We start from the raw sequence: 12,343 nt of genomic DNA, 5'->3' as shown, positions 1-12,343 counted from the left end.
TCTTCTTACATAGGCATAATATCTTCAGGTTTAACAGCACCTGGAATTAAATCCTTTATTAAAAAGCTTTTTTCTTCTAATAAATCAGTTGAATGTAAAATAACTTTAGCATTCTTATCTAAAAATTGAGACATAACTTGAAGACAAGCACCACATGGATACAACAATTTATTTAAATTACTTATAATATGAATTTCTTGAAAACTTCCTACTTCTGCTCCATATGCGACTGAACCAAATAAGGCTGATCTTTCAGCACAAAGTCCACTCGGATAAGCGGCATTTTCGCAATTAACTCCATAATATTCTTTTCCATTTTTATCAATTGCTAATGCTGCAACTTTGACTTTTGAAAAAGGGGCGTATGAATAATTTAACTTTTCTTTTAAAATTTCTTTTTTCATAATATTAATTTTACCATTAAACCATTTATTAAAAACCATTTAAAGATAAGTTTAAATTGTATTTAAAAAATTAAAAAACAAAAAGTGTAAAGTATTTTTGCTTAACATCTTTTTTTATGGTAAAATTTTTCTATTAAAAAAATATAAATTTAATAATTAAACAAAAAACGAAAGGAATATCATGGTTAAATTAAGATTAAAAAGAACCGGTAAAAAATTCCATGCAACATATAAAGTTGTAGCATCAGATGCAAGAGCACCACGTGATGGGAAATTTATCGATGAATTAGGACACTATGACCCACATACAAAAGAATTATTTTTAAATGAAGAATTAACAACAACATACTTAAACAACGGAGCTAAACCTACTGAAACAGTTAGAACTCTATTAAAAAGAAATGATTTCTACAAAAAATATATCGAATCAAAAAATAAATAATTATGAAAATAAACATACTCACATTATTTCCTGAATATTTTGAAACTTTTAAAAGTTATAGCATTATTGCCAAAGCAATTAAACTTGGGCATTTAGAACTAAATATTATTGATTTTAGAAACTTTTCACGTGAAAAAAGAAATAAAGTCGATGATACGGTTTATGGTGGCGGCGATGGTATGCTTTTACAAGTAGAACCAATTGACTTAGCATTAGAAACAGTTCCAAATAGTTATAAAATTCTAGTTAGTCCACAAGGAAAAACATTCGACCAAAAAAAAGCACATGAATTAGCTAAACATAGCGAAATTACTCTTGTGTGTGGTCATTATGAAGGTTTTGATGAACGCGTTTTAAATTTCGTGGATGAAGAATTATCAATTGGCGATTTTATTTTAACAGGTGGGGAAATTCCAGCGATGGTTATTTCTGAAGCCGTAGCTCGTTTGGTTCCTGGCGTATTAAGAAAAGGGAGTCATCAAAATGAAAGTTTTGAAAACGATGGCTTGCTTGATTTTCCTCAATATACAAAGCCAGCTGAATATAAGGGTTTAAAAGTTCCAGAAGTTCTCTTATCTGGAAATCATAAATTAATTAAAGAATGACGTGAGAAACATGCTTATTTAAAAACATTGAAAAATCGTAAAGATATAATCGAAAGGATTAAAAATGAGAAGTAATTTATTAGAACTTGTAGAAAAAGATCAAATTAGAACTGATCTTCCTCAAATTAGAGAAGGATATGTTGTTAGAGTTCACGTTAGAATTAAAGAAGGCGATAAGGAAAGAATTCAAGTTTTTGAAGGTTTAGTAATTGCTGCATACGGTGAAGGAATTAACAAATCAATTACTGTTAGAAAAGATTCATATGGTGTTGGTGTAGAACGTGTATTTAAGATTAACTCACCTTTAATTTCAAATATTGAAGTTACAAGAAAGAATAAAGTTAGAAGAGCTAAACTTTACTACATGAGAGGTCTTAAGGGAAAAAGCACAAGATTGAAAGAAATCAAAAGAAAATAAGATTAATTTATATTTTTTAAAAGCGCAAGACATAAAACCTTGTGCTTTTTATTTTTTTATTTTAATTAATTAGAAATAATAAAAATATAATAAAAAAATAAAGTTGTTGTTTTTTTAAAACTTGACTTTACTTTTTTTAATTAATAATTATGAGTTTAATATGTTTTGATAATCATTTTAACTTTTTTATAGTCGTGTTTTGATTCTTTAAATTTAAATATCTATATTATCATCATTAATTTGTCATTTTTGGTTATTTAAAATATTATCAATAAAAATGTATTTATTTTTTAAATACTTCTTGAGTTTCTAAAATTTGTCATTTAAAATTTTTTTAAATACTATAATATAAAAATTTATTTAAATTTTTGTTTAAAAATTCTTTAAATTTTATTAAATTATCTTTGTATTTTTTATCTAGCAGTAGATGAATCCCCTGATTCCTGTGAATCTTTTCTTGCCTTTTCATTTTGGGCATGGCCTAATCATTTAATTAATTCCGCTTGTTTTTGATCAAATAATTCCTTGGTAGCTGGTGAAGAAATTACTTCAGCTTCTATTTTCTCAATTTTACTTTGTAATTCGTTTTTTATTTGCAAATATTTAGGTTGGCTAAGTTGTTCTCGAATATAATTTTTAACATTTTGTTTTATTTCTTCATATCTATTTTTTGCTACACCAACTTCTAAACCTAAATTATCAATTTCATTACGAGCATTTCTTGCGTGTTGTATAGCTTCGTATAATGCATAATTTTTTTGATTTAAAAATTCTCGTGTTTTAGCATCATCCGAAATTTCAGAAACCTCATTTAATATTTTGCTAACTTTATTTTTTAGTTCTTCTCTAATATCAGAATATTTTGGTTCAATTAATTCATTAACCAAATTATTAGCTTCTTCTAATTTTGATTCAAAATTAGAAACTTCATAATCAAGCATTTGCTTGTGCATTAAAAACATTTGATAAATATGATGTAAATCATGAAAAGGAATATCAGAATTTTCTACTTCGACTTTTTTAATCTCTAATTCTAATTCTTGTTTTAATTTTTTATAAATATCTTTTTTACTTAGTTCTACTAATAATTCATCTATCCTTATTTTATTCTCATTATGATGTTTTATCGTGTCATTAAAAATAGCATAATGTTGAAATATTTCAAAAATTCTTTTTTGCAAATCAGAATTATTTAAACTTGCGTGTTTTACTAATTCGTCGTCATTAACTACTCTTTCAATTTCATTTTGAACATAAGTAAGTATTTTAGCTATTTCCGAATCATTATTAGATCATTTTGCTAAAACTTTATATTTTTCTTTTGCTACAAGCAATTTATTTCATAAAGTTTCTCTAAATTTAACTTGATTTTGAGTTTCAATCAAAAGTTCATCTAATGATTTAATTCCTTGATCGATTGATTCAGGATCTTCTTTATTTGTTCCAGTTTTAATTTCTTCTATTTTTTCTAATAAATAATTTTTGAAATAAGTATTTCTTAATTCGCCCATAATATCATCACGATAAGCTTTAACTTCTAATTCTTTATTTTCAAATGCTTTCATTTTTTCTAAAGCTTTATCTAATTTTTGTAATTTTTCACCTGATTCTTTCATTAGTTCATCTAGTTTTTCTATAGCAGATAAATAATCTTCTTTTAAGCTAGAAGCACTAATAGCTTCCTTGATGGTACTGAATTTTTTATCAAAATCTTGTTTTAATTGTCGATAATTGTATTTATTCAAGTCGTCAGATAATTTTAAAGCTTCAGTAACCTTTGATTCATATTTAGCTTTTGCTTCTTCTAAGGTTAAAATTTGCTTATCTTTTATATTTTTAGCTTCTTTTGCTTCATTAATAGCAATTTGTAATTTTAAAGTAGCAGGTCAATAATCACTTGCAGCTGAATTATCATTAATACCATAAGAAGCACTTTCGATTTCTTGGTTTAGTTTTTGTTTAATTTCGCTATATTCAGATTTTTCATTCAATATTGCAACAAGTTGTTGTGCTAATTCTTTTTCATTTTCATAAGCAGATTTAGATCTTGCTAACTCAATATCTATAGCTTTCTTATTTTGTTTAGATAATTTTAATGCTTCTTCTAAAATTAGATCTTGTCCATAATAACCAACGTAATTACTTTTTTTAATATTATCTTCACTATTGAAAATTTGTTTTTCTAATTCATTTTGAATATCACGGTAAATTACATTTTTACTTAATTCTTGGGAAAATGCTTCTGCTTCTTTCTTTAAGTCTAAATATCTACTAATCAAAAGTAAATAATTTTCTAAAGTTGCTTCTTGGTGATTTACTTCACTTCTCAAGATATTGATTTTTTGTTTTCTTTCTTTTGGTGTTAGTAAAGAAAAATGATTTTTATTTTGTGGTTGAAAATTATCATTAATTAATCTTTTAACTTGATCTTTAAAATATGAATAGTATTTTGAATCGCCAATAGCATTATCCAATTCATTTGCTCTTAAAACTAATTGGTCAAATTCAGATAATCTTATTTTTGCTTGATCAATTGCCTTATTTAATTTTTCAGTTGCTAGTTTGTAATCTTCTTTTGAACTATTTTCGTTGATATTTTTTGTTGCTTCAGCAATATCTTTGTCTAATTTATCTTTAACAGTCTTATATTCGTCATCTGTTAATTTAGATGATAAATCTTCTGCAGATTTTTTAGCTTTTTCATATTCTTTTTTTAATTTTTCTAAAGAACCGTCATTATTGTCAATTTGTTCTTTATCTTTTTTAACTCCTTCAATAACTTTGCTTAAATTTTCTACTTGTTTATCATAATCTTCTGCATTGCTATCTTTAGTTATATTTTTATTTGTTTCATCTAGTGCATCTTGTAAGTTTTTTCTAATATCTTTATATTTAGGATCTAATAGTTTATCTATAAGTTCCTTAGTCTCATTTACTTTTTCCCCTAATTTCTTTTTTGAAAGTCATAACTTATTTTCTGTGGGTAAATTTTGGTTTTTCAAAATTCCAACAACTGTAGTAGCTAGCGCTGCTGTAGCTGCTGCTGTTAAGAATGTTAAACCAATTACTAATTTTCTTGATTTTTTCAATTTTACCTCTCAAATTATGTGTTTGTTTGTTGTATTTTGCAAAATATATTTTTTTCAAAAATATTGCCAACTAATTTTAACTAATAAAATTAAAAAAAAAAAAAAAAAAAAGAAGTTTTATTGAGGAGTTTTGGCAAAAGTGCAAAAAATGTCTTTTTTTTAACTTAAAATAGGACGTTTTTTGGATAAAAAATGAAAATTGAAACTTTTTTTAATAAAAAAACCACAAAGCGTGGTAATAGTATATGAACCCAAAAAGTTGGACCAAATAATTTGGAAAAACTTTTGGGGTTTATTATAATTTTTAAAAATTTTTTCTACTAAATATAATAAAAAGTAAAGTCGTTGTTTTTTAAAACTTGACTTTACTTTTTTAATTAATAATTATGAGTTTAATATGTTTTGATAATCATTTTAACTTTTTTATAGTCGTGTTTGATTCTTTAAATTTCAAGATCTAGATTATCATCATTAATTTGTGTTCTTTGTTTATTTTCTAAATGCTTCTTGAGTTTCTAAAATTTGGCATTTAAAACTTTTTTAAATACTATAATATAAAAATTTATTTAAATTCTTGTTTAAAAATCTTTAACTTTTATTAAATTATCTTTGTATTGTTTGTCTAGCAGTAGATGAATTGCCTGATTACTGGGCATCTATTGCTTCCTTTTCATTTTGGGCATTATATAATAATTGATTTAATTCCGCATCTTTTTGATCAAATAATTCCTTGGTAGCTGGTGAAGAAATTACTTCAGCTTCTATTTTCTCAATTTTACTTTGTAATTCGTTTTTTATTTGCGAATATTTAGGTTGGTTAAGTTGTTCTTTAATATAATTTTTAACAATTTGTCTTGTTACTTCATATCTATTTTTTGCTTCACCAATTTTTAAACCTAAATTATCAATTTCATTACGACGTTCTTTTGCGTGTTGTATAGCTTTTCACAATGCATAATTTTTTTGATTTAAAAATTCTCATGTTTTAGCATCAGTCGAAGTTTCAGAAACCTCTTTTAATATTTGACTAACTTTATTTTTTAGTTCTTCTCTAATATCATAATATTTTGGTTCAATTAAGTCATTATCCGCAAAATTATTAGCTTCTTTTAATCTTGATTCAAAATTAGAAACTTCATAATCAAGATTTCGCTTTTGCATTAAAAATCATTGATAAGCATTCATTAAATTATGTGAAAGGACATGAAGAGAATTATCAAGACTTTCTGTTTCGACTTTTTTAATCTCTAATTCTAATTCTTGTTTTATTTTTTTATAAATATCTTTTTTACTTAGTTCTACTAATAATTCATCTACCATTTTTTTATTGTCATTATAATGTTTTATTTGATCAATAAAAGCAACATACCAAAATAATATATCCCAAATTTTTTTGCGCAAATCAGAATTATTTAAACTTGCATGTTTTACTAATTCGTTCTCATTAAATACTCTTTCAATTTCATTTTGAATATCAGTACGTAATTTAGCTAATTCAGAATGATTATTATATAGTTTTGCTAAATCTTCGTATTTTTCTTTTTCTTCAAGCAATCTATTTCATAAAGTTTCTCTAAATTTAACTTGGTTTGGAGTTTCAACCAAAAGTTCATCTAATAATTTAATTCCTTGATCGATTGATTCAGGATAATCCTTATTTACACCATTTCTAATTTGTTCTATTCTTCCTGATAGATAATCTTTGAAATAAGTATTTCTTAATTCACCCATAATATCATCACGATAAGCTTTAACTTCTAATTCTTTATTTTCAAATGCTTTCATTTTTTCTAAAGCTTTATCTGCTTTTTGTCATTTTTCAGTTGATTCTTTCATTAGTTCATCTAGTTTTTCTATAGCAGATAAATAATCTTCTTTTTGATTTGAGCTAGAATTACTAATAGTTTCCTTGATATTATTGAATTTTATATCAAAACCTTGTTTTAATTGTTGATAATTGTATTTATTCAAGTCGTCAGATAATTTTTGAGCTTCAGTAACCTTTGATTCATATTTAGCTTTTGCTTCTTCTAAGGTTAAAATTTGCTTATCTTTTACATTTTTAGCTTCATTTGCTTCTTTAATAGCATTTTGCAATTTTGAAGCAGCATCTCAATAAACATTCTCAGCTGAATTATCATTAATACCATAAGAAGCACTTTCGATTTCTTGGTTTAGTTTTTGTTTAATTTCGCTATATTCAGATTTTTCATTCAATATTGCAATGAGTTGTTGTGCTAATTCTTTTTTATTTTCATAAGCAGATTTAACTCTTGCTAACACAATATCTTTAGCTTTCTTATTTTGTTTAGATAATTCTAGTGCTTTTTCTAAATTTATAATTTGTTCATCATAATTAGTAGGGATTTTATCCAAATTATCTTCACTATTAAAAATTTGTTTTTCTAATTCATTCTGAATATCGCTGTAAATTACATTTTTACTTAATTCTTGAGAAAATGCTTCTGCTTCTTTCTTTAAGTCTAAATATTTATTAATCAAAAGTAAATAATGTTCTCAAATTGCTTCTTCTTTAATTACTTCACTTCTCAGGGAATCGATTTTTTGTTTTCTTTCTTTTGATGTTAGTAAAGAAAATGATTTTTTATTTTGTGGTTGAAAATTATTATTAATTATTCTTTTAACTAGACCTTTAAAATATGAATAGTATTTTGTATCGCCAATAGCATTATCCAATTTATTTGCTCTTAAAGCTAATTCGTCAAATTCAGATAAACTTATATCTTTTTCTTGTTTTTTTGCTTGATCAATTGCTTTATTTAATTTTTCAGTTGCCAGTTCGTAATCTTCTTTTGAACTATTTTCGTTGATATTTTTTGTTGCATCAACAATAGCTTTGTCTAATTTATCTTTAACAGTCTTATATTTATCGTCTGTTAATTTAGATGCTAAATCTTCTGCGGATTTTTTAGCTTCTTCATATTCTTTTTTTGATTTATCTAAAGAACCATCATTAATGTCAATTTGTTGTTTATCTTTTTTAACTTCTTCAATAGCTTTGCTTAAATTTTCTATTTGTTTATCATAATCTTCTGCATTGCTATCTTTAGTTATATTTTTATTTGTTTCATCTAGTGCATCTTGTAAGTTTTTTCTAATATCTTTATATTTAGGATCTAATAGTTTATCTAATAGTTCCTTAGACTCATTTACTTTTTCCCCGAATTTCTTTTTTGAAAGTTCTAACTTATTTTCTGGGGGTAAATTTTGGTTTTTCAAAATTCCAACAACTGTAGTAGCTAACGCTGCTGTAGCTGCTGCTGTTAAGAATGTTAAACCAATTACTAATTTTCTTGATTTTTTCAATTTTACCTCTCAAATTATGTGTTTGTTTGTTGTATTTTGCAAAATATATTTTTTTCAAAAATATTGCCAAATAATTTTAACTAATAAAATTAAAAAAAAAAAAAAAAGAACTTTTATTGAGGAGTTTTGGCAAAAGTGCAAAAAATGTCTTTTTTTTAACTTAAAATAGGACGTTTTTTGGATAAAAAATGAAAATTGAAACTTTTTTTAATAAAAAAAACCACAAAGCGTGGTGATAGTATATGAACCCAAAAAGTTGGACCAAATAATTTGGAAAAACTTTGAGGTTCATTATAAAAAAGTTAACATCTTTTTTTGATGTTAACCTTAAATAATTATTATTTTTCAAATTCTTTTTCAACATATGAAGAATTAAATAAATACAATAAACTTCCTCAATCTAAATCAAACTTAACAATATCACCAGCCTTATAATCGATTTTACTATTCTGAGAATTAATTATTAAATGATCTGATGAACCACCCAAAATTTTAAGATCTTTATCATAAGGAATCATTGCATCAAACATAGTATCCAATTTTCCAACACCTAAAATTAATCTTTTAATATCTCCAATATCTTCAAAATATGGAACATGACCAAAGGCATCGATACCGCATGCTCCTATCGGTAATGAAGATTTGTAATCAACTTCAATAACTTCAGCTTCACATCTAAATGCATCACGATACATTCCTTTAATAGTTTCACGGTACATATCTTCGGTTCCAAATATCATTGCAAAACCCATTCTTAAGAAATTAATTTCACTTGGCATACGGTTTTCTCAAACCATATGTAAACTTAAAGAATTACCACCTGACATATGTGTTAATTTGATGTTTAGAGCATCTTCGATTTCGTGTTGTAATTTTACAAATTGTGCCATTGATTGATCAGATGGGATTCTAGCCCCATAGCAACCAAAATTACATCCTAAACCAATTAACTTAACACCTTTTAGTTCATTAATTTGTTTAGCAATTTCTAATGTATCTTCTGGTAAATATCCTTCTCTTCTATCACCTAAATCAACCATTAAAACAATTTCATGTGGTTTTAAATTATTTTCAACTACATATTCACTAATTTTTTTAATAACATTAATATCACCATTTAAAGATGAATCACATAATTCTAACATTCTTGGTATTTCAGAAATCATTGGAATTCTTAATAGTTGTTTGTGACCCGGAATATCTTTGTATACTTCAAAGTTATCAAGTCTTGAATCACCAAAATTAGTAATTCCTGCTTCATGATATATCTCCGCCATTCTTCTATTACCACAAAAACCTTTTGTAACAGCTAAAACTTCAATATTTTTCTCTTTACAAATTTCAATTGCTATTCTTACGTTATTTTTAAATTTTGTTTCGTTAATAACAATTTTAGGAAAACTCACTTTTTTACTCCTTTATACTATCTTTGTTTACTAAAATGTAAAAATCTTTTTTACCCTTTTTAAGGATTGCATACTTATTATTATATTTTTTAAATTCAATATTTTTACTTTCTTCTTCAATTACTTCATTATCAACTAAAAATGATTTTTTAGATAAAAATTCTCTTGTTTCTCGATTTGAAGCAGTTATATTATTATTTTTAACAACATCAATAAACTTTTCATTATTTGAAACTAAAAAAGTTGGCAATGAATCTTTAACCATTTCAATATCTCTAATTGTTAGATTTAATTTGCCTTTTGAAAATAATATATCACTAATTTTTCTTGCTTGATTTGCATATCTTAATCCATGAATATTTTTTACAACTTCGAAAGCTAAAGTTTTTTGCGCTAAACGCTTAAACTTTTCATTGTTATGAATGTTCATAATTTCATTAATTTCTTCTAAATTTAAGAAGGTTAGAGTTTTAAGATACTCATCTACTTTACTATCTGCTTGATTTAATAAAAACTGGTATAAAGCATAAGGTGAAGTCATTTTCTTATCTAATCATAATGATCCGCCACCTGTTGATTTACCAAATTTATTACCATTTTCATCGGTTATTAAATTAATCGTTAAGGCTACCGCATTGGCATTTTCGCCATGTATTTTTCTAATAAATTCTAGGCCGGTTGTAATATTACCTCATTGGTCTGATCCACCTGCTTGAATTTTTACATTATATTTCTCATATAAATTTTTAAAATCTCAGCCTTGAATCAATTGGTAACTAAATTCAGTAAATGTTAATCCATTATTTAATCTTGTAGCAATGCTTTCTTTTTCAAGTAAATAATTAACATTTATTAATTTTCCAACTTGTGAAAGAAAATCTACTAACGTCATATTTTTATAAAATTCAATATTATCAATAACCTCCAATCCAAATTTTTGAAGTTGTTTTTTAATTGATAATTTATTTTGTTTTAATGTTTTATTATCTAAAAATTTTCTTTCACTATTTCTAAAACTTGGATCTCCGATCATTCCAGTGATTCCGCCTAAAATAGCATAAACTTTATAACCTTGCTTTTTAAATCTTAGTAATGTCGCAATTTGTAAATAATTACCTAAATGCAAACTTTTAGCTGTAGGATCAAAACCAATATAAACACCTGAATCTTTTGGAATTTGTAAAAACTTTTCCTCATTAGATAAGTTATTTAAAATTTTTCTTGCTCTAAGCTCATCGATAAAATTTTGTGACATAAATTTCCTTTCTTTTCAATGTATAAAGACAACTTATTATTAAATTTTAACTAAAAATAAATATTTTTATTGTTGAAATATATTAAATTTGACTTTGCTTATAATTTTATTTGTTTACTATTTTTTTAATAATGTTTGTTAAATAATTAAATTAAGTAAAATGTGATTTTTAAAATAATATCTATATAATTTTTGTATTCAATTATTGAAAACAATATTTAGGAGAAAATATGAAAATTAAAATTATTGTTGACTCTTCATCGGGTTTAACTGAAAAACAAGCCAATGACCTAGGATGAGGTTTCATTCCATTACAATGTGACATTGAAGGAAAAACTTACCAAATTGGTAAAGATATTTTTATTGAAGATTTTGCTAAAATGTGAAGAGAAAATAAAAAAATTAACGCGACAACATCCGCTTCATCGCCAGCAATAAACGAAATTGAAATTAATAAATATATTAATGATTATGATTTAATTCTTATTTATTCAATTTCACAATTTTTATCTTCACAAAAATCTTTTTTAAAGACTCAATTTCAAGACAATAAAAAAGTATTTATCGTGGATTCAAAAAGAATTTCTTACTTAATTTTAAAAGATTTATTTGTTTTTGAAGAAAAAATAAAAGCTGGAATTTCTTTTGAAGAAGCAATAAAACACTTTGAGATAAATAATGAAAAATTAATTTTAATTCCTCAATTTAATGATGCTTTAGTTAAAGGTGGCAGATTATCAAAAGCCGCTGCAGCCGTAGCAAAATTATTAAAAATCGTTCCTCTAATTGCATTCGACAACGGGGTATTAGAGAAAGAATCAATCGGACGTATTTTTACTAAATCATTAGAAAAAACTGTAGCAGATATGTGAAACAATAATAAAGATAATTTTGAAAACAAGATTTTAGTTGTAGCACATGCTGATAGTGATTTGCTAGATAGTTTAATTTCAAGTTTTAAACAAATTACAGAAAACAAAATTCCTGTTTATGCATTTAAATTACCTGTTGATGTTTCAATTCATACTGGAATTGGCGCAGTAGCAATTTCTATACTATCTTGTGACGAAAATACAAAACAAAAAATATTAGCTTTTAGTAAAGAGTATTAAAAATTAAATAAAAAATCAAATAAGTTCAAGACTAAATTTGTTTTAGTTTGAACTTTTTATTATTTTGACTTAAAATAAAAACAAAACAGTTATTTTAGGCTTAAAAATTTAATAATTAATTAAAAATTATAAAAATTAAAAATATGGCGCCAGATTATTTACGTATACTGGAACGCCAATGTTTTAAATTTTAACAAAAATAATTTTTAAAAACTTACATTTTTTTTCAACAAATCCTGATAAAATATATGTTCGATCCTTTTTAAATTAGTACACCATCTAATT

The 12,343-nt window shown here is 24.9% G+C and carries 9 protein-coding genes; 4 read left to right on the top strand and 5 right to left on the bottom strand.

Annotated features, from left to right (window positions below; genetic code table 4):
- Positions 1-5: 5 nt before the first annotated feature.
- The gene (locus EXC38_RS00795) at positions 6-404 is read right to left on the bottom strand and encodes a cytidine deaminase (protein ID WP_057247538.1); all 399 of its coding nucleotides are present in this window, start codon (positions 402-404) and stop codon (positions 6-8) included.
- A gap of 181 nt (positions 405-585) precedes the next feature.
- Here EXC38_RS00795 and rpsP point away from each other — a divergent pair, with 181 nt between their 5' ends.
- Genes rpsP through rplS form a run of 3 tightly spaced genes read left to right on the top strand, consistent with a single transcriptional unit; the run spans position 586 to position 1,869 of the window.
- Complete coding sequence (gene rpsP / locus EXC38_RS00790; RefSeq protein WP_057236159.1) at positions 586-846, top strand: 30S ribosomal protein S16; 261 nt, start codon at positions 586-588, stop codon at positions 844-846.
- Positions 847-848: 2 nt separating this feature from the next.
- The gene (gene trmD, locus EXC38_RS00785) at positions 849-1,526 is read left to right on the top strand and encodes a tRNA (guanosine(37)-N1)-methyltransferase TrmD (protein WP_129694480.1); all 678 of its coding nucleotides are present in this window, start codon (positions 849-851) and stop codon (positions 1,524-1,526) included.
- On the top strand, positions 1,516-1,869 hold the full coding sequence (gene rplS / locus EXC38_RS00780) for a 50S ribosomal protein L19 (RefSeq protein WP_004415194.1): 354 nt from the start codon (positions 1,516-1,518) through the stop codon (positions 1,867-1,869). The genes trmD and rplS overlap by 11 nt, the downstream gene beginning before the upstream one ends.
- 413 nt (positions 1,870-2,282) lie before the next feature.
- On the opposite strand, the gene EXC38_RS00775 is transcribed toward rplS, so the two are convergent.
- The 4 genes from EXC38_RS00775 to tyrS form a co-directional block, all read right to left on the bottom strand.
- Positions 2,283-4,958: a hypothetical protein gene (locus EXC38_RS00775; RefSeq protein ID WP_129694479.1), complete on the bottom strand. Its 2,676-nt coding sequence runs from the start codon at positions 4,956-4,958 to the stop codon at positions 2,283-2,285.
- Between the two features lie 645 nt (positions 4,959-5,603).
- A complete protein-coding gene (locus tag EXC38_RS00770; RefSeq protein WP_223213790.1) occupies positions 5,604-8,285 on the bottom strand; it encodes a coiled-coil domain-containing protein in 2,682 nt (893 codons plus the stop codon).
- Positions 8,286-8,623: 338 nt separating this feature from the next.
- Positions 8,624-9,691 carry an alanine/ornithine racemase family PLP-dependent enzyme gene (locus EXC38_RS00765; RefSeq protein ID WP_129694477.1) on the bottom strand — a complete coding sequence of 356 codons (1,068 nt, stop codon included), beginning with the start codon at positions 9,689-9,691 and terminating at the stop codon, positions 8,624-8,626.
- Between the two features lie 4 nt (positions 9,692-9,695).
- Positions 9,696-10,946: a tyrosine--tRNA ligase gene (gene tyrS / locus EXC38_RS00760; RefSeq protein WP_060823506.1), complete on the bottom strand. Its 1,251-nt coding sequence runs from the start codon at positions 10,944-10,946 to the stop codon at positions 9,696-9,698.
- A 230-nt stretch (positions 10,947-11,176) separates the two neighbouring features.
- Here tyrS and EXC38_RS00755 point away from each other — a divergent pair, with 230 nt between their 5' ends.
- Positions 11,177-12,058 carry a DegV family protein gene (locus EXC38_RS00755; protein ID WP_129694476.1) on the top strand — a complete coding sequence of 294 codons (882 nt, stop codon included), beginning with the start codon at positions 11,177-11,179 and terminating at the stop codon, positions 12,056-12,058.
- Positions 12,059-12,343 lie beyond the last annotated feature (285 nt).

This window comes from Mycoplasmopsis arginini, assembly GCF_900660725.1.
In the GTDB taxonomy this organism is placed as follows: domain Bacteria; phylum Bacillota_I; class Bacilli_A; order Mycoplasmatales; family Metamycoplasmataceae; genus Metamycoplasma; species Metamycoplasma arginini.
Note: the sequence above shows the minus strand (reverse complement) of the source record. Positions and strands in the feature narration are given on the sequence as shown.